This is a genomic window from Streptomyces sp. NBC_01525 (genome assembly GCF_045040405.1).
Taxonomy (GTDB): Bacteria; Actinomycetota; Actinomycetes; order Streptomycetales; family Streptomycetaceae; genus Streptomyces; species Streptomyces benahoarensis.
This window is the reverse complement of record NZ_CP109397.1, coordinates 2,375,789-2,393,630: the sequence shown is the minus strand read 5'-3', so window position 1 is coordinate 2,393,630 and position 17,842 is coordinate 2,375,789. Positions and strand designations below refer to the sequence as shown.

16 protein-coding genes and 2 tRNA genes are annotated in these 17,842 nt (G+C 73.0%); 6 read left to right on the top strand and 12 right to left on the bottom strand.

What is annotated here, in order from left to right; genetic code table 11:
* The first annotated feature begins 262 nt into the window (after nt 1-262).
* Entirely contained in the window at nt 263-856 is a 594-nt protein-coding gene (locus tag OG422_RS10570) for a lytic polysaccharide monooxygenase (RefSeq protein ID WP_405742219.1), read from the top strand.
* A 382-nt stretch (nt 857-1,238) separates the two neighbouring features.
* Here the strand turns inward: OG422_RS10570 and OG422_RS10565 are convergent.
* The 6 genes from OG422_RS10565 to ehuB all read right to left on the bottom strand — a co-directional run bounded on the left by OG422_RS10565 (nt 1,239) and on the right by ehuB (nt 5,545).
* Nucleotides 1,239-1,312: transfer RNA gene (locus OG422_RS10565), tRNA-Lys, on the bottom strand.
* A gap of 84 nt (nt 1,313-1,396) precedes the next feature.
* The gene (locus OG422_RS10560; RefSeq protein WP_143943384.1) at nt 1,397-2,155 is read right to left on the bottom strand and encodes an IclR family transcriptional regulator; all 759 of its coding nucleotides are present in this window, start codon (nt 2,153-2,155) and stop codon (nt 1,397-1,399) included.
* A 283-nt stretch (nt 2,156-2,438) separates the two neighbouring features.
* A complete protein-coding gene (gene ehuA, locus OG422_RS10555; protein ID WP_143943385.1) occupies nt 2,439-3,251 on the bottom strand; it encodes an ectoine/hydroxyectoine ABC transporter ATP-binding protein EhuA in 813 nt (270 codons plus the stop codon).
* Nucleotides 3,241-3,894, bottom strand: coding sequence for an ectoine/hydroxyectoine ABC transporter permease subunit EhuD (gene ehuD / locus OG422_RS10550; RefSeq protein ID WP_405742217.1), 654 nt, complete (start codon nt 3,892-3,894; stop codon nt 3,241-3,243). The genes ehuA and ehuD overlap by 11 nt, the downstream gene beginning before the upstream one ends.
* A complete protein-coding gene (gene ehuC, locus OG422_RS10545; protein WP_405742215.1) occupies nt 3,891-4,619 on the bottom strand; it encodes an ectoine/hydroxyectoine ABC transporter permease subunit EhuC in 729 nt (242 codons plus the stop codon). The genes ehuD and ehuC overlap by 4 nt, the downstream gene beginning before the upstream one ends.
* Nucleotides 4,616-5,545 carry an ectoine/hydroxyectoine ABC transporter substrate-binding protein EhuB gene (ehuB, locus tag OG422_RS10540; RefSeq protein WP_405742213.1) on the bottom strand — a complete coding sequence of 310 codons (930 nt, stop codon included), beginning with the start codon at nt 5,543-5,545 and terminating at the stop codon, nt 4,616-4,618. Before ehuB ends, ehuC begins: the two co-directional genes overlap by 4 nt.
* Before the next feature lie 394 nt (nt 5,546-5,939).
* Here ehuB and OG422_RS10535 point away from each other — a divergent pair, with 394 nt between their 5' ends.
* Nucleotides 5,940-6,440, top strand: coding sequence for a DUF3830 family protein (locus OG422_RS10535; protein ID WP_143943389.1), 501 nt, complete (start codon nt 5,940-5,942; stop codon nt 6,438-6,440).
* A gap of 156 nt (nt 6,441-6,596) precedes the next feature.
* Here OG422_RS10535 and OG422_RS10530 read toward each other — a convergent pair whose 3' ends face one another.
* Both OG422_RS10530 and OG422_RS10525 read right to left on the bottom strand, forming a co-directional pair.
* A complete protein-coding gene (locus OG422_RS10530) occupies nt 6,597-8,009 on the bottom strand; it encodes an amidase (RefSeq protein WP_405742211.1) in 1,413 nt (470 codons plus the stop codon).
* A 101-nt stretch (nt 8,010-8,110) separates the two neighbouring features.
* Complete coding sequence (locus OG422_RS10525; RefSeq protein WP_143944585.1) at nt 8,111-9,076, bottom strand: D-2-hydroxyacid dehydrogenase; 966 nt, start codon at nt 9,074-9,076, stop codon at nt 8,111-8,113.
* A 314-nt stretch (nt 9,077-9,390) separates the two neighbouring features.
* Between OG422_RS10525 and OG422_RS10520 the strand changes: the two genes are divergently transcribed.
* The 3 genes from OG422_RS10520 to OG422_RS10510 all read left to right on the top strand — a co-directional run bounded on the left by OG422_RS10520 (nt 9,391) and on the right by OG422_RS10510 (nt 12,490).
* Entirely contained in the window at nt 9,391-10,329 is a 939-nt protein-coding gene (locus OG422_RS10520) for a decarboxylase (RefSeq protein WP_405742209.1), read from the top strand.
* A 116-nt stretch (nt 10,330-10,445) separates the two neighbouring features.
* A complete protein-coding gene (locus OG422_RS10515) occupies nt 10,446-11,177 on the top strand; it encodes a decarboxylase (RefSeq protein ID WP_405742205.1) in 732 nt (243 codons plus the stop codon).
* Nucleotides 11,178-11,341: 164 nt separating this feature from the next.
* The gene (locus OG422_RS10510) at nt 11,342-12,490 is read left to right on the top strand and encodes an LLM class flavin-dependent oxidoreductase (RefSeq protein ID WP_405742203.1); all 1,149 of its coding nucleotides are present in this window, start codon (nt 11,342-11,344) and stop codon (nt 12,488-12,490) included.
* 153 nt (nt 12,491-12,643) lie between these two features.
* Here the strand turns inward: OG422_RS10510 and OG422_RS10505 are convergent, their stop codons facing one another.
* The gene (locus OG422_RS10505; protein WP_405742201.1) at nt 12,644-14,542 is read right to left on the bottom strand and encodes a putative bifunctional diguanylate cyclase/phosphodiesterase; all 1,899 of its coding nucleotides are present in this window, start codon (nt 14,540-14,542) and stop codon (nt 12,644-12,646) included.
* A gap of 302 nt (nt 14,543-14,844) precedes the next feature.
* Here OG422_RS10505 and OG422_RS10500 point away from each other — a divergent pair, with 302 nt between their 5' ends.
* Nucleotides 14,845-16,086: a M6 family metalloprotease domain-containing protein gene (locus OG422_RS10500; RefSeq protein ID WP_143941723.1), complete on the top strand. Its 1,242-nt coding sequence runs from the start codon at nt 14,845-14,847 to the stop codon at nt 16,084-16,086.
* Nucleotides 16,087-16,143: 57 nt separating this feature from the next.
* Here the strand turns inward: OG422_RS10500 and OG422_RS10495 are convergent.
* From OG422_RS10495 to OG422_RS10485, 3 genes are all read right to left on the bottom strand, one after another.
* A tRNA-Lys gene (locus OG422_RS10495) sits at nt 16,144-16,217 on the bottom strand.
* Nucleotides 16,218-16,286: 69 nt separating this feature from the next.
* Nucleotides 16,287-16,928, bottom strand: coding sequence for a bifunctional DNA primase/polymerase (locus OG422_RS10490; RefSeq protein WP_405742199.1), 642 nt, complete (start codon nt 16,926-16,928; stop codon nt 16,287-16,289).
* 267 nt (nt 16,929-17,195) lie between these two features.
* Nucleotides 17,196-17,573 (bottom strand): hypothetical protein, encoded by a 378-nt coding sequence (locus tag OG422_RS10485; RefSeq protein ID WP_405742197.1) that lies wholly within the window; start codon nt 17,571-17,573, stop codon nt 17,196-17,198.
* Nucleotides 17,574-17,842 lie beyond the last annotated feature (269 nt).

Below are 17,842 nucleotides of genomic sequence, written 5' to 3'. Positions count from 1 at the left end.
CCGTACGACGCCCCCACGGTGGTACGGCGGGACCGCCCGGCCGCTCGCCCCGTTCCCGTACGGGATCCCGTAGGGGCGGCGGCCCTCCCGGCCGACCGCCGGCATCGGCCGCACGCTCGGCCGCCTCGTTCCCGGACCCCGGAATCCCGGTTTGTTATTGGTCTGGACATGTCGAGCATCCGCTCGTAGCCTCGCATTGGTCTAGACCGCACCGCACATTCCCCCTGTCGTTGGAACCCCCCACGTCCTCCAGGAGCGAACTATGCGCAAGAGGTTCAGTGCCGCCGTGATCGGGCTCGGCGTCGTCGGCGTCTCCCTGTTGTCCGCCAGCAGCGCCTCCAGTCACGGCTACAGCGACGCACCAGTCAGCCGTCAGGCACTCTGCGCCCAGGGCGCCGTCAAGAACTGCGGCGCCATCCAGTACGAACCGCAGAGCGTCGAGGGCCCCAAGGGCTTCCCGGGGGCCGGTCCCGCCGACGGCAAGATCTGCTCCGGTGGCAACGAGGGCTTCGCCGAGCTGGACGACCCGCGCGGCGGCGACTGGCCCGCCACCAAGCTCTCCGGCGGCCAGGGCTACACCTTCACCTGGCGGCTGACCGCCCGTCATGCCACCACGGACTTCGCATACTTCATCACCAAGGACGGCTACGACCCGAGCAAGCCGCTCACCCGCGCCGACCTGGAGCCCGAGCCGTTCATGAAGGTCCCGATGGGCGGCAAGCAGCCGGATGCCACGTGGCAGCAGCAGGGCACCGTGCCCACCGGCAAGAAGGGGCACCACGTCATCCTGGGCGTCTGGAACATCGCCGACACCGGCAACGCCTTCTACGCCTGCTCGGACGTCGACCTCTCCTGACCCGGTGACCGCCGTACGGCGGGCCCGTCGACGCGGCGTCCCCACCGGCGGGTGCCCGGGTGCCGTCCACCCCGGCCGTCCGTCCGCCGCCGCGTCCGGGCCCGCCGTCCGGCCCCCGCCGCCACGGCTTCCCCGATCGCCCGGCCTCCGGAGCCCGACCGTCCCGCGCGTCCCCGATCCGTACGGGATCCCCGTACGGGTGGCGGGCCGGGTGCCCCCACCGGAGGCCGGGTGTCCGCGCGGGATGCCCCCGGTCACGCTCCTCGTACGCCCCCTGTACGCCGGGCCGGAAATGGCCACCGCGCACGTGCAGGGGGCGTGCATAAGTGCCGGAACGCCGAAGTGGGCGCCTCCGGAAAACCAGAGGCGCCCACTTCACAGGTGCGCCGCCAGGGACTCGAACCCCGGACCCGCTGATTAAGAGTCAGCTGCTCTAACCAACTGAGCTAGCGGCGCGCGCTGACAAAAGAAATACTACCTGCTTCCGTGGGGTGCTCCCGACCACCCCGCCCGCCGGGCCCCGAGGCGCCCCGCCCCAGGTCAGATCGCCAGCGACAGCAGGACCGGCGCGGCCCGCCGGTTCAGCGCGTCGGCCGCCTGCCGCAGCCGGTGGGCGTTCTCCAGCGGCATCGACAGCGCCAGGCAGCCCACCGCCGCACCCGCCGTGATCGGCACCGCGGCGCAGACCGTGCCCACGGCGTACTCCTGGAGATCGAGGACCGGGACCGTCGGCGGCTGACTGTCGAGCTTGTGCAGCAGGATCTTCTCGTTGGTGATCGTCCGCGAGGTGAGCCGGGCGGTCTTGTGCCGGGCCAGATGGTCCTTGCGTCCGTCGTGGTCCAGCTGCGCCAGCAGGCACTTGCCGACCGCGCTGGCGTGCGCGGTGCGACGGAACTCGGCCCACTCGTTGACCTTGGGGGCGAGCGGCCCGTCCGCGTAGTGCAGGATCTTGACCTCGCCGTCGATGTACCGGCTGATGTAGACCGCCGCGCCCACCGAATCCCGCAGGTCGTCGAGGGTGATCTGGAGCTTGTCGCGGAGCGCCTGATCGCGGTCGCCGCCGGTGCCCAGCAGCAGCAGCGATTCGCCGACGACGTACGAGCCGTCCGGCACCTGCTCGATGTACCCCTCGCGCCGCAGCATCGTCAGCATCTGCGCGAGATGGGTGGCGGGCAGATGGGTGTGGCGCGCGATCTCGACATCGGTCACGCCGCCGCTGTGCCGGGAGACCGCTTCGAGCACGCGCAGGGCGTGCTGCACCGAAGCGAACGGCGCGGTCGGATCGGGCTTCAGCGCCACGGTGGCCCCCTAGCAGGTCGGTACCGCTTGCGTCGTACGCGCCGCCGTCGGGCGCGAGCGGCGCGGGCCGCCGGCGGTTCCCGGGCGGCGGGACTTCTATCACGATAGCGGCCAACGGCCCCCGATGGAGAGGGTCTTGACCGAAAACCGCGCTCCGCACGCGGCCCGCGCGGAGCCTCGCGCGACGGCATATGCCATGGTCACGGGCGTGCGGCGGGCGCCGGACGCGCCGGAGCCCGGCCTCCGGAACGGGGCCGGGCTCCTCTGAGCGGCAGGATCGGCGTCACAGCACCGCGCCGAGGAACTCCCGGGTCCGCTCGTGCTCGGGGTCGGTGAAGATCTTCTCCGGCGCACCGGACTCGATGACCCGGCCCGCATCGAACATCAGCACGTCATCGGAGATGTCCCGCGCGAAGGACATCTCATGGGTCACACAGAGCATCGTGATGTCCGTGGTGCGGGCGATGTCCCGGAGGACGTCGAGCACCCCGGCCACCAGTTCCGGGTCGAGCGCGGACGTCACCTCGTCCAGCAGCAGCACCTGCGGCCGCATCGCCAGCGCGCGGGCGATGGCCACCCGCTGCTGCTGGCCGCCGGAGAGCTGCGTCGGGTACTTGTCGAGATGCGCGGTCAGCCCCACCAGGTCGAGCAGCCCGCGGGCCCGCTCCTCCGCCTCGTCCTTGCCCAGACCCAGCACGTGCACCGGCGCCTCGGTGATGTTGCGCAGCACCTTCATGTTGGGGAACAGGTTGAACTGCTGGAACACCATGCCGATGTTCTTGCGGACCTCGCGGATGTGCTTCTCACCTGCGGGTATCAGCCGCCCGTCCTTCTCCTCGTGGGTGAGAAAGGCGTCGCCGACCTTGATGGTGCCCTCGTCCGGCGTCAGCAGCGTCATCAGCAGCCGCAGGATCGTCGTCTTGCCGGAGCCGGACGGGCCGATCAGCGTGACGTGCTTGCCCGCCGAGACCGTGAAGTCCAGCGCGTCCAGCACGGTGTGGGACCCGAACCGCTTGGTGACGCGGTCGAAGCGGATCAGCTCGGTGCCGCCGGCGGGCCGGGCGGCGTCCTTCGGAAGGTGCGTGTCAGCGGACAAGGCGGCGCTCCAGGGCTCGCAGGAGGAGAGAGGTCGGGTACGAGATCACGATGAACAGGATGCCGACGACGGTGATCGGCTCCATGTAGTCGAAGGTGGTCGCGCCGATGGTGTTCGCCTGGAAGAGCATGTCGCCCACGGTGATGGCGGCCAGCATCGGCGTGTCCTTGAACATCGCGATGACGTAGTTGCCGAGCGCGGGGACCACCCGGCGCAGCGCCTGCGGCAGGATCACCGCCGTCCAGGTGCGCCGCCGCGGCAGGTTCAGCGCGACGGCCGCCTCCCACTGCCCGGCGGGCACCCCGTCGATCCCGGCGCGGTAGACCTCGGCGGTGTACGTCGAGTAGTGCAGCCCGAGGCCGATGACGCCGGTGACCAGCGGGGAGAAGGTGAGACCCCAGCTCGGCAGCACGAAGAAGAGGAAGAAGAGCTGCACCAGCAGCGGGGTGTTGCGGACGAATTCGACGACCGCGCCGACCGGCCAGGCCACCCAGCGGCTCGGCGACCGCAGCGCCAGTGCCCAGACCAGACCCAGCGCGAACGACACCAGCGACCCCAGCAGCGTCGCCTCGACGGTGACGCCGAGCCCCTTCAGCAGGTCGGGCAGGATGTCGCCGACGTACCCCCATGACCAGGTGTTCACGGCTTGCCACCTCCGGCGGCCGGTGCGGCGGTGCCCGTGACGGCCGGTGTGCGGGAGAACAGGCCGCCGGAGATCTCCGGGGCCCGCCCGACGGACGCCTTGGCCCGCCGCTCCGCCAGCCGCATGATCCGGGTCACCACGAACGCGATGACGAAGTAGAGGACCAGGATGATCCCGTAGACCTGGGCGCTCTCACCCGTGGAGAGCCGGGCGAGCTTCGCCTCGAACGTCAGCTCGCCGATGGAGAGCAGCGACGCCAGCGCGGTGCACTTGAGCAGTTCGATCAGCAGGTTGGTGAACGGCGGCATCATCTCGGGGAGCGCCTGCGGCAGGAAGACCTTCCGCATCCGCTGCCAGGGCGTGAAGCTCAGCGCGATGGCCGCCTCCCGCTGCGCGGGCGCCACCGCCCCCAGCGCGCCGCGCACCACCTCGGAGCCGTACGCGCCGTACGACAGGCCGAGGGCGAGGGTGCCGGCCCACACTCCGGCCAGCTGCCAGCCCAGCAGCGGCAGGGCGAAGAACAGCCAGAACATCAGGACCAGCGCCGAGGTGCCGCGGAAGATCTCCACGTACGCACCCGACAGGAAGCGCACCACGCGCAGGCGGGAGGTGCGGGCGATGCCGACGCCGAACGCGACGGCGGCGGCCAGCGCGGCGCTGTAGACCGTCAACTGGACGGTGATCCACACGCCTTTGAAGAAGAGTTCCCACAGTGCTCCGGTCACCGTTTGCACAGCTCCTTCGTCGTGAGATCGGTCATGAACTCCTCGGTGAATCCGAACGGCCGCACCAGGCGCAGGAGTTCACCGCTCCGCTTCATCGCGTGCAGCTCGCGGTTGAACGCGTCGCGCAGCTTCGTCTCGCCGATCCGGAAGCCGTAGCCACCGCCGTCGCGCTGCGGGGTGCCGTCCACCTCCGGGGTGAACGGCTCGGTCATTTCCACCCGCGGGTGGCGGCCGGTCTTCAGCGCCTCGATCATCGCGAGCGCGGTGCCCGCGAAGCAGTCGATGCGTCCCGCCTCCAGCGCCTCCATCCCGGCGATCGTGTCGCCGTACGTCTGGACGGTGTTCTTGTGCACGCCGTTGCCGACCGCGTAGTCGAGCTCCGCGTAGCCGACACCGGTGCCCATCCGGAACCCGCCGCGAGCGATGTCCCGATAGGAGCGAATTTTCTTCGGATTCCCCTTCGGGACGAGAAATCCGTCCTTCGACTCGTAATCCGGATCGGAGAAGAGGACCGCCTGGCAGCGGGCCTTGTTGATGAACATTCCGGCGACGATCACGTCGAACTGGAAGGAATGCAGACCCGGGACCAGGGCGCCGAATTCGACCGGTACGGGCTCGAAATTCCGGACACCCAGTTTCTTGAAGATGGTGCGGGCGACGGCGGGTGCCTCGCCCGTCAGCTCGCCGTTCCTGTCGATGTACGCATAGGGCGCCTCACCGGCGATCCCCATCCGAACCGTGGAGCGCTCCCGCAGATCATCGAGCAGATGTCCCCCGTCCGTGGCGCCGGTGACATCGACCCGGGCGCACCCGGTGGCCGCCGTCAACGCGCCTGCCGCACCGAAAGCCGCCGCTCCTGTCAACAGCGAGCGGCGGTTTATCCCTCTGACGCTGATGCCTGAATCTTTCCCCTGTGGTGGAGCCATGGGCGCGCGACTACCCGCGCCGTTCGAACATATGCCGATTGTTTCCGGCCCTTGATGGAACTGCCGCCCGGGCGTGGTGTGAATCCGTTATCGCCGTCTACGGTGAGAGTGCCGGATACGCCGCATCGGGAACTGTCCGGGCGATTGGCTGCCCTGTGCGGCGGTGTGGCTGGGTACGTCGCCGCCGCCGGCAGCCCGTCATTCCCGCGGGCCGCGCGGAATTCACCGATTCGCCCGGCGCCGCCCTCCCGGATTCCGGGCGGTCCGGCGGATAGGCAGGCACCGGGCGGGTCCCGCGGAGCCCGCCCGGTCCGCGGCGCGGCGTCGCGGACCGCCCCGGGGCGCGCCGCCCGGCAGCGCACGCCCCGGCATCCCACGGACCGAAGGAGGCCCCATGGCCGACCGTTTCCTCGACGTCTCGCTGGACAAGCGCGGCGTCCACTGCACCGCCCGGCTGCTCGACGACCGCGCGCCGCTCACCTGCGCCGCCGTCTGGGACGCGCTGCCCTTGGGCGGCGACGTCTACCACGCCAAGTACGCGCGCAACGAGATCTACACCCTCATCGCGCCGTTCGCCGCGCAGGAGCCCCCGCTGGAGAACCCCACGATCACCCCGATCCCCGGTGACCTGTGCTACTTCACCTTCAGCGGCACCGAGTTGGGCACCTCCTCCTACGGCTACGCCGCCGGGTCCGAGGCCCACGGCCGGTCCACCGTCGTCGACCTCGCGCTCTTCTACGAACGCAACAACCTGCTCATCAACGGCGATGCGGGCTGGGTCCCCGGCATCGTCTGGGGCACCGTCGTCGAGGGCCTGGACCGGATGGCCGACGCCTGCCAGGACCTGTGGCGGGCCGGCGCCGTGGGCGAGAGCCTCAGCTTCCGCCGGGCCTAGAGGCGGGACGGCATGGGGGCGTGCGGGTGCGGTCCGCGCGCCCCGGGCCTGGCCCGCGCGCCGCCTGGGCCGGGGCCGCGCGCCGCCCGGGGTCGCGTCCCGGGCCGCGCCGCTCAAGCCCGCCCGCCGCCCACCTCGCCCGACGGCCCCGCCCCCTCATCCCCAAGCCGTCGTCACCCCCGCCACCCCCGCCTCGTACAGCGCATGCGCCGCGCGCAGGACCAGGGCGTCCGCGTGGCGGGCCGCGATCAGCTGCACGCCGATCGGCAGTCCGTCGCGGTCCAGCCCGCAGGGGACCGTTGCGGCGGGCTGCTGCGTCATGTTGAACGGGTAGGTGAACGGCGTCCAGCCCGTCCAGCGGTCGAACCCGGAGCCGGGCGGCACCTCGACGCCCGCCGCGAACGCCGTGCCCGGCAGCGTCGGCGTCACCAGCAGGTCGTACGTGGTGTGGAAGCGGCCCATCGCCGTGCCGAGTGCCATCCGGGTGTCGACGGCGGCCAGATAGTCCAGCGCGCCGTACCGGGCGCCGAGGGCGCAGATCTCCGCGAGCCCCGGATCCAGCAGCTCCCGCCCGGCCGCGTCCAGATGCTCCACCACCCGCGCCGCCCCGCTGAACCACAGCACATGGAACGCCTCCACCGGGTCCGCGATCGGCGGATCGGCCTCCTCGACGTGCGCGCCCAGCGACGCCAGCTTCTCCACCGCCGAGCGCACCGCCGCCGCCACGTCCGGCGCGACCGGCACATCCCAGCCGAGCGCCGGGCTGTACGCCACCCGCAGCCCGGCCACCGGCTCCGCCAGGGCCGCCTGGAACGAGCCGGTGACGGGGCCCAGATGCGACCAGTCGCGCGGATCGGGCGCGCTGATCACGTCCATCATCAGCGCCGCGTCCGCCACGTCCCGCGTCATCGGCCCGACGTGCGAGAGCGTCCCGAACGGGCTCGCCGGATACAGCGGGACCCGCCCGTACGTCCCCTTCAGCGCGAAGACCCCGCAGAACGACGCGGGGATCCGGACCGACCCGCCGCCGTCGGTGCCCAGGCTCAGTGGCCCGGCGCCCAGCGCGAGCGCCGCCGCGCTGCCGCCGCTGGAGCCGCCGGAGGTGTGCCCGGGGTCGTACGGATTGCCCGTCACGCCGTTGCGCGGGCTGTCGGTGACGGCCTTCCAGCCGAACTCCGGGGTGGCGGTCTTGCCGAGGAAGACCGCGCCCGCCTCCCGCAGCCGGGCCACCGACGGCGCGTCCTCGTCCCACGCCGCGCCGTCGGGGGAGAGCGTCAACGAACCCCGCAGGGTCGGGCTGCCACGGGTGAGCAGCAGGTCCTTGACGGTCACCGGCACCCCGTCGACGGGCCCGGCCGGGCGCCCGGCGCGCCAGCGCTCCTCGGACGCGCGGGCCCCGGCGATCGCCCCCTCGGCGTCGATCAGGGTGAACGCGTTGGTCCGCTCCTGCGCGGCCCCGGCCCGTTCCAGCGCGGCGGTGACCGCCTCCACGGGCGAGAACGCACCGGCGGCGTACCCGTCGGTGAGCTGCTGGGCCGAGAGCGTGGCGAGCCGGTTCGGTGCTGTCATGGGGCGTCCTCCGGTCGGGCTGCCGCCCCGGGGCGGGGCGGGGGCGGATGGAGACGGGCGGTCCGGCGGGGCCGGGCGCCGGGGGAGCGGACGGGCCCGGATCAGCGCACCGGGACGTAGCCGAGCCGCTTGTCGACGACGTTGTGCAGTGGTTCACCGGCCGCCCAGCGGTCGAAGTTGTCCGCGAACTGCTCGGCCAGCGCATCCCGCCAGCCCAGCGTGTCGCCGCTCATGTGCGGCGAGACGATCAGGCCCGGCGCGTCCCACAGCGGACTGCCGGACGGCAGCGGCTCCTGCTGGAAGACGTCGAGCGCGGCGGCCGCGAGATGCCCGGAGCGCAGCGCCTCGACGAGCGCGTCCTCGTCGACGAGCGGTCCCCGGCCGACGTTGACGAAGTGGGCCCCGGGACGCATCGCGGCGAACGTCTCCGGGCCGAACAGGCCGCGCGTCGCATCGGTCAGCGGCGCCGCGCAGACGACCCAGTCGGCGCCGCCCAGCAGCGGGCGCAGCGCCTCGGACGCCCGCACCGTGCCGAACTGCGCATCGCCGGTGCGCTCCCGGCGGCCCACCAGATCGACGGTGACACCCAGTGCCTTGAGGGTGGTGCCGACGGCCCGTCCGATGGGGCCCGAGCCGACCACCACGGCGTGTGTCCCGGCGAGCCGCCGGGTGTCGCGGTGCCGCCAGCGCCGCTGCCGCTGCCACTCCCAACTCCCGTGGAAATCCTTGGCCATGGCCAGGACGAGCCCGGCGACGTACTCCGCGATCGGCTGCTCGAAGACGCCGCGCGCGTTGGTCACCAGCGTGTCGTCGGCGACCAGCGCCGGGCACAGCAGCCGGTCCACCCCGGCGCTCGCGGTGTGCACCCACCCGGGCCGCGGCCCCCGGGCCGGCCATGCGTCGCGGATCGCGTCGGAGGTGAAGTCCCAGGCCAGCAGCACATCGGCGGTGGGCAGCCGGTCGGCGAGCGTGGCCGCGTCGGCGTGCACCACCCGGGCCCGGCCGGCGAGCCGGTCCAGCTTCGGCGGCGGGTCGGAACCCAGGACGAGGACGGTGCTTTCGGACATGGGCCAGAACCGTTCTGAGACGTGTACCGGGCGAGGGCGGAGGAGGCGGGGGAGCAGCCCCACGGGAAGGCTACGGCGGCGAGGGCGGGACGGCGGGACGGCGGCGACGGACCGGTGAGCAACGGGAGAGGGCCGGGGAGGTGACGGACAACAAGAGGCCGACAAATGTCGGAGATGTGAGGATTGACCACGCTAAGAAGTCGTATCTACCGTGTCAACAACGGCACTGTTCCGACGTCCCGGCTCGTACCGGCTGCTCCATCCCCCTCTGGCCACCGTTTGGCCACTGCCCTTCGTATCTCCTAGGGGCTTACATGGACGTCTCCTTTCTCGGTGGCCCTCAGCCCCAGCTCGGCCTGGGCGTCGTCGCACCGTTCGACTTCGCCCTCGATCGCGAGCTGTGGCGCTGGGTACCGGACGATGTGTCCCTCCACCTCACCCGTACCCCGTTCGTACCCGTCGAGGTGAGCCTCGACCTGGCCCGTATGGTCAGCGAACACGAAACGCTGCGCGCCGCCGTCGAGGCGCTGAGCGCGGTCTCCCCGCAGGCCATCGCCTACGCCTGTACGTCCGGAAGCTTCGTCGGCGGGCTCGCGGGCGAGCGGGCGATGACGGCCGCGATGGTCCAGGCGGGGGCGGTTCTCTCCCTCACCACCTCGGGCGCGCTCATCGAGGCGCTGCGGGAGCTGGACGCCTGGCACATCGCCGTGGTCACGCCGTACACGCGGTCGGTCACCGACTCCCTGGAGGCGTTTCTCGGCGAGGCGGGCATCACGGTCACCGGGCGCGCCTATCTCGGCCTGACCCGGCACATCTGGCAGGTTCCCTACCGCGATGTTGTCGCGATGGCCCGCACCGCCGTGGCCGACGGCACCGACGCGCTCTTCATCAGCTGTACGAACCTGCCGACGTACGACGCCATCCCGCAGCTGGAGGCGGAGCTGCGGATGCCGGTGGTCTCGGCCAACCAGGTCACGCTGTGGGCCGCGCTGCGGGCGATCGGCGTCCGGGCGGTCGGGCCGTACCAGGCGCTGCTGGACCCGGTGGCCCGCGCCGGTCCCGCCGGGATGACCCCCGCCCCGCCCGCCCCGGAGGTGCCCGGCACCCGGCCGGACACCCCGCCGGAACCGGACCCCGCCGCCCCGCCCGAGACCGCCCGCACGGCCCCGCCCGGGGAACCGTCGCCGAGCGCCGACCCCCCGGAGGGCCGCACGCGAAAAGCACGGACCCGACGGGGAGGCACCCGCCACTGACCCCGGAGCAGCCCCCGGGCGCGCGGACCACGGCCCGCGCGCCGTCCGGACCCGCCCGCGCGCCCCGTCGCGGCGCCCCGTCCCCCGACCCGAGCCCCCACCCAAGGGAGAACCGCATGACCACGGTCGGCTTCCTCTACCCCGGCCACTCCGCCGAGGACGACTACCCGCGCCTCGCCGCCCTCTTGGGCGAGGGCATCGCCCTGCCCCTGGTCCACACCGATATCGGCGAGGACGCCCACCGGGTGGACGCGCTGCTGGAGATGGGGTCGGCGGCACGGCTCGCCGCCGGCGTCGGCGAACTGCGCGCCCTGGGCGCCGAGGCCGTCGTATGGGCCTGTACGAGCGCCAGCTTCGTCTTCGGCTGGGAGGGCGCCCAGGAGCAGGCCCGGGAGCTGTCCGTCACCGCCGGGCTCCCGGCGTCCAGCACGTCCTTCGCGTTCACGGGCGCGGTCCGGGCGCTCGGCCTGCGCCGCGTCGCGGTCGCCGCGACCTACCCCACCGATGTCGCGGAGCTGTTCCGGGCCTTCCTGAAGGCGTCCGGCACCGAGGTCGTCGCCGCCTGTGGCAGTGGCATCATCACCGCCGCCGAGGTCGGCACCTGGGGCCGCGACGAGGTGCTGGCCATGGCCCGGGCGGGCGACCACCCCGCCGCCGAAGCGGTCCTGCTGCCGGACACCGCCCTGCACACCGCGGCGTATCTGGCGGACCTCGAAACCGAGCTGGGCAAGCCGGTCCTCACCGCCAATCAGGTGACGGTCTGGGAGGGCCTGCGCCTGGTGGGCCGCACCGTCGTGCACCCCGCCCTGGGCACGCTCTTCACCGCCGCCGCCCACAGGGAGGGGTGAGGGAACGACCGCTCCCGGTGCCGGTGCCCCCGCCCTTGGGCCGGGGGCACCGCCACGTCATCCGGGGGCGGATTCACGGGAACGGGTGAACCGGATCCGGGAACAACCGGAGAACATCTCCGGTTGTCCTGGCAGCAGACCGGCGAAGCGAGGAGGACCCGCCCGTGAGCGGCGACAACGACCAGCAGCAGCGCGACGAGATCCGCGGTACCGCCCGGGGCGACGCGCCCGTCCCCCTGTCCGTGCTCGACCTCGTGACGGTCGGCGCGGGAAGCTCCGCGACGGACGCCGTCCGCACCGCCGTCGACCTGGCCCGCATCGCCGAGCGCCGCGGCTTCCACCGCTACTGGGTCGCCGAACACCACTCCATGCCCGGCGTCGCGTCGTCCTCCCCGGCGGTCCTCCTCGCCCATCTCGCCGCGCACACCGACCGCATCCGCCTCGGCTCCGGCGGCGTGATGCTGCCCAACCACGCGCCGCTGGTCATCGCCGAACAGTTCGGCACCCTGGAGGCGATGGCCCCCGGCCGCGTCGACCTCGGTCTTGGCCGCGCCCCGGGCACCGACGGCGCCACCGCCGCGGCCCTGCGCCGCACCGAGCGGCTCCATGAGGGAGCAATGGGGTCTCCCCTGGTCGAGCGAAGCCGAGACCGCGGGGAAGAATTTCCGCAGCTGCTCGCCGAATTGACCCGCTTCCTGGACGGCACGTTCCCCGACGGCCACCCGTACGCCCGTATCCACGCGGTCCCCGGGCCCGTTCAGGCGACCTCGCCCGGCGGGGTGCAGTCCCCGCACCGCCCGCCGCTGTGGCTCCTCGGCTCCTCCGGCTTCAGCGCCCGGCTGGCCGGGTCCCTGGGCCTGCCGTTCGCCTTCGCCCACCACTTCTCGGCCGCCAACACCGTGCCCGCCCTCGACCTCTACCGCGCGTCCTTCCGCCCCTCCGAGGTGCTCGCCGAGCCGTACGCCCTGATCGGCGTCGCCGCGCTCGCCGCCGAGGACGAACGGGAGGCCCGCCGCCAGGTGATGACCGGCGCACTCTCCATGCTCCGCCTCCGCACCGGCACCCCCGGCCTGGTGCCGAGCCCCGAGGAGGCCGCGGCGTACCCGTACCACGCCCACGAGCGGGAGTTCGTCGACAACTGGCTCGCCAACATCGTCCACGGCACCCCCGACGCCGTCCGTCAGGGCCTCGACGACCTGGCCAAGCGCACCGGCGCCGACGAACTGATGCTCACCGCCAACGCCCACGGCGGCGCCACCCGGCTGCGCTCCTACGAGCTGATAGCCGACGCGTACGGGCTGCCGCGCGACTGAGCCGGGGCCGTCGCCGCACGAGGCGCGCGCCGCAGGGGCCGCCTGCCGCACCGGCCGGGCCGCCTGTCGTAAGGGCCGTCCGCCGCACGGACCGGCCGCCACCCGGCCTCGCCCGCGTCCCCGCGTCCACCCGGCGCGGGACGCGGGGCACGGTCAGAAGTCGTCGGTGCGGCCGTCCGCGTCGAGCAGGGCGGTGATCCGCTCCGGGGGCAGCGGCCGGGCGTAGAGCCAGCCCTGGCCGGTGTCACAGCCGATCCGCCGCAGCCGCGCCGCCTGCTCGGCGCTCTCCACACACTCCGCGGTGACCGTCAGCCCGAGCCGGTGCGCCAGCGACACCAGCGCCTCCACGATCGTTTCATCGGCCGGATTCGGATGCTCCTGTGACCGAAAACCGCTGACGAACGTGCCGTCGAGCTTCAGGACGGACACCGGCAGCCGGCTGAGGTAGGCGAGGTTGGAGTAGCCGGTGCCGAAATCGTCGATGGCGATCCGTACGCCCATGTCACTCAGTGCCTGAAGCGCCTGGAGCGGCCGCCCGGCCGACCCCATCACCGCCGACTCGGTCAGCTCCAGCTGCAACAGCTCCGGTGGCAGCTCCGTCGCCGCGAGGATCCCGGCCACATCCGCGACGAGGTCGGAGTCCCACACCTGACGCACGGCCACATTGACGCTGACGAACAGCGGCCGCGCGGCGGGCCGCTCCAACTGCCAGGCGCGGGCCTGACGGCAGGCGGTCTCCAGCACCCAGCGGCCCAGTTCGACGATCGAGCCGTTCTCCTCGGCCAGGGCGATGAACCGATTCGGCGCCAGCGTGCCGAACTGCGGATGACGCCAGCGGACCAGCGCCTCCACGCCCTCGGCCCGCCCGTCGCCCAGCCCGACGAGCGGCTGGTACTCCAGCGTGAACTCGCCGCGGTCCACGGCCGGACGGAGCGTGCTGGACAGCGCCTGGCGGGTCATCCGGTGCGCGTTGCGCTCGGGGTCGAAGAGCGTCCAGCGCGCCTTGCCGTCCTCCTTGGCCCAGTACAGCGTGGTGTCCGCCGCCTGCATCAGGCCCGTGGCCGTCGTCCCCGCAGCGGTCCGCTCCACCACGCCGATGCTGGCCGACACCGACAGCCGCTGCCCGGCCAGGTCGAACGGCTGCTGAAGGGCGTCCAGCGCGCACTGCGCCAGCTCCGCCACCTGATCGGTGCCCGCGGAGTTCTCCACCAGCAGCGCGAACTCGTCACCGCCGAGCCGGGCCACCAGATGGCCGCGGGAGGCGTCGCCGCCCCGCCCGCCGGTGCGCTCCGCGCAGCGGCTCAGACGCTGTGCCACCGCGCTCAGCAGCCGGTCGCCGACGCGGTGCCCGAGCGTGTCGTTGACGGCCTTGAAACCGTCGAGGTCGAGGTAGCACAGGCCGATGCGGCCGGTCCCCGACGGCTCGAACGACGCGGCCTCCAGCGCCGATGACAGCCGCTCGAAGAAGAGCGCGCGGTTGGGCAGCCGGGTCACCGGGTCGTGCATCTGCAGATGCCGCACCCGGGCGAGCAGGTCGTGACGGTCGCTGCTGTCGGCGACGGTCAGCAGGAACCGTTCGCCGTCCGGCAGCGGCTCGACGCCGACCTCCACCCAGAGGGTCTGGCCCGCCGGGTGCTTGAGGCGGCGGGTGCAGCGCAGCCGGTCGCTGCGGCCGCACAGCACCTCCCGGTAGGCGGTCCACAGCCGGGGGTCGGAGCCGAGGTCGGCGAGGTCCGCGGCGGCGGCCGAGGTGAGCCGCCCGGGGTCGGTGCCGAGCAGTTCGCCGAAGGCGGGGTTGGCCGCGATGATCAAGCCGTCGCCGTCCAGCAGGGCCATCGGCAGCCGCGCGGAGTGGAACGCGGCGCGGTAGTCGCCGAACGCCGTGGCCGGGCTCTCGTGGGCGAGCGCCGGGAGGCGGCCCGCCGTGCCCTGCCGTTCGGCCCGTACACCGGATTCGTTGGTCGTACCCTTACGCTCCGTCACGGAGGGAAGCGTCACTCCGGGCGTGCGGCCCGGCCTGTCGGGGTGTCCGCTCACTGCTCGCTCCCGCATGGCGCTGGTCTCGTGACGGAGGGGGGAATCCGCGCTGGAAAGTGTGGCGATCATAGAGGCTGCCGCGGCGGGCGAGCCAGCGACATCGCCGTGATCATCGGCACGGGTGACGGAAGTTCAGCCATTTCTGCCCAGCTGTGTTCATCGGGGTTCGCCGGAATTGCTGCGATGGCCACGTGTGACGTTCCGTGACGGAGCAGCGGTGGGGCGCCGCTCACTCTTCTGGCCGCGGAAACAGGACGAATAGCGTTAAATCATCACAGGGTGGGTGGGGTGTCCGAATCCCGTCCCCGGAGGTCGATGTGGTGCGCCCCCAGACGCCCGACAGGGCCGAACCCCGGAGGCTGCGGCGCGTCGTGGCAGTCGCCACCTCACTGACCGCACTCATAGCGACCTCGATCGTCGCCGGTCCCGCCACCGCCTCGGAAGCCACCCTCTCGTGCGCCCTCGGCCGCACCGACGCCCATCACTCCGAGGGGCTGGACACCTGGAACGCCGCCTACCCCCGCCCGCGCGGCACGCTCGACGCGGTGATGATCTTCCTCTCGTTCCCCGACTCCACCCCCGTCGTCGGAGCGGGCGAACTCGCCCGGAACTACTTCCCGGCCACCTCCCGTTTCTTCGACCACGCCTCGTACGGCAAGTTCCGGCTCCGCCCGCACCTCCACCAGAAGTGGGTACGGATGCCGCACCGCTCCACCGACTACGGGATACGGCGCGACTGGGCGGCCGACAGCCGGGCGTCCTACCTCCGCGACGCGGTCGCCGCCGCCGACCCCACCATCGACTACAGCCGCTACGACATCGTCTACTTCGTCGCCGACCCGGACGCCCCCGGCGTCGACTCGGACGCCACCAAGGTCGTCAACCTCGACCAGCCGATGCGCGCCGACCACACCGACCTGCGGCGCTTCGTCACCGTCTTCGAGCAGAACCCGCCGGACCGCAACGTCCTCGCCCACGAGACCAGCCACGTCTTCGACCTGCCGGACCTCTACCACCGCCCCGAGGGCGGCAAGGGCGACTGGGACACCTACGTCGGCGACTGGGACCTCATGGGCAGCCAGTTCGGCCTGGCGCCCGACCCGTTCGGCTGGCACCGGTGGAAGCTCGGCTGGCTCACCGACAACCAGGTCGACTGCGCCGGACTCACCGGCACCGGCTGGCACACCCTGCGCCCGCTGTCCGCCCCCATGGAGCCCGGCGACGAGCGCCGCTCCCGGCTCCTGGTCGTCCGCACCGGACGGGACACCGCCCTCGCCGTCGAGGCACGCGACGCCAGCGGCAACGACCGGACGGTCTGCCGCGAGGGCGTCCTCGTCTACCGCGTCCGCTCCGCCACCGCCTCCGGCTCCGGCCCCGTCCAGGTCCTCGACGGCCACCCGGGCACCTCCGCCTGCAGCGGCACCTCCGTCCACCCGCCGCTCGCCGACGCCCCGCTCGGCGTGGGCGAGAGCCTGCGCGACGCCGCCGACGGCGTTCGGGTGGAGGTCGAGGGGCGCGCGCCCTCGGGTGACTGGACGGTCCGGATCACCCGCGCCTGACCCGCCCCACGGGCATACGACGAAGGCCCCCACCGAAGTGAGGGCCTTGTCTGTCTGTGCGCCGCCAGGGACTCGAACCCCGGACCCGCTGATTAAGAGTCAGCTGCTCTAACCAACTGAGCTAGCGGCGCCTGCTGACGTGGAAGACCTTAGCACCCGGAAGGGGGAGGGCAAAAATCGGATACCCGGTGGCCGGGCGCTCAGCGGGAGGTCAGCGCGGTGGCGGCGTACTCCGGGGCCCGGCCGGAGGCGGTGCGGACCGGGTGCTCCGGGCCCATGGCGTATCCGGCGCCGGTGTCCGCGCGGGCGGCGCGCACACAGGCCCACAGCAGGACGTCCGGCCCCGGCAGCCAGGGGGAGCGGACGTCGGGGGCGACCAGCCACCGGGTGGCGGGCGGCGCGGAGCGGTCCGCCGGGCCGGCGCACGGGTGCAGCGGCGGGACGGTCACCGCGTCCCCGCTGCCGTGGCACAGCAGCGGCGGGACGGCGGCCGCCCACTCCTCCCACTCCAGCAGCGCGGGCAGCCGCTGCGCGGTCCCGGGCGCGGCGAAGAGCAGGATCCGGCCCTGGTGGGCGGCGACGGGGCCGGAGCCGGGGCCGTCCGACCAGAGCCGGTCGACCATCCGGCGGCCGAAGAGCGCGGGCGCGTTGATCACGTCGAAGGCGGTGCCGCACGGCAGCACGCTCGGCGCGGTGGGCCGCTGCGCCCACAGGGAGCGCACGGCCCCCGGACGCGCGCTGGCGGAGGCCAGCCAGTCGGCGCCGGCGAGGGTGACGTACGAGGAGGTGGGGAAACCCGGGGACGCCGGGGCGGGGGAGATGTCGGACTGCCAGTCGCTCATGGGGACAGGTCTACCGACGGACGGGGCGCCCCGCGGCGGATTTCCGAAACCGGGACACTACGGGTCGGTAGGGAGTATCTTCCCCTCGCGCATATGCCCTGGGCTCATGGGCAGGCCCCGCGGGACGGGCTTCCGGGGCGCTCCCGGGGGCGTACGGGTGGCCCGTACGAGTGCGGTCGACCGGCCCTCGCAGCTCTCACCGGTGCCGCGTCGGTGCCGGGCCCGGCACCGGTCCTCCCCGGTGGGCCCGGCCCGCGGCCGTGCCGGTCAGTCCCCGCCGTCGGGGCGGGCGGCGCCGTCGCGCATCAGGCTCCGGCCGAACTCGACCATCTTGCGGGCGTATTCCTCCGTCCACTCCGCGCGCTCGGCGAGCGCCGCCGGCGTCAGGCGGTCGAAGCGCTTGGGGTCGGCTAGCTGCGCGGCGGCCAGCGCCTGGAACTCCGTCGCCCGGTCGGCGGCGGCGCGGAAGGCGAGCGCCAGCTCCGTGGAGCGGCCCAGCAGCTCGCGCGGGTCCGCTATCGACTCCAGGCCGAAGAAGTGCTCCGGGTCCGCCGTGGCCTCGGGCGGTTCGAAGAGCAGCGGCGCGGGCCGCATGCGCCGGGGCGCCGCGCCGCGCGGGTCGGGAGCCGGTCGCGGCTCGGACATGAACGTACCTCCAGGGTCGAGTGCCGCATTCCATTGTCCCGCGTCGCGCAAGGGGGCAGGCCCCTTGCGTACGAGGTCCCGCCCGGCGCGCGTGGCGTCGTCGCGCCCGCCACCCCACCGGTGCTCCGCGAGCCGGGCCGGTACGCCGCCAGGCGACAGTCTTTTATGGGTCAGGTGGTCGGTCACCTCTGCCGTGTGGAAGGTGAGGCCGGGAAGGTGGCCCCCTCGGGCTGCTGAATCTCTCCTCATGAGGTCAACTCCCCCCGTCC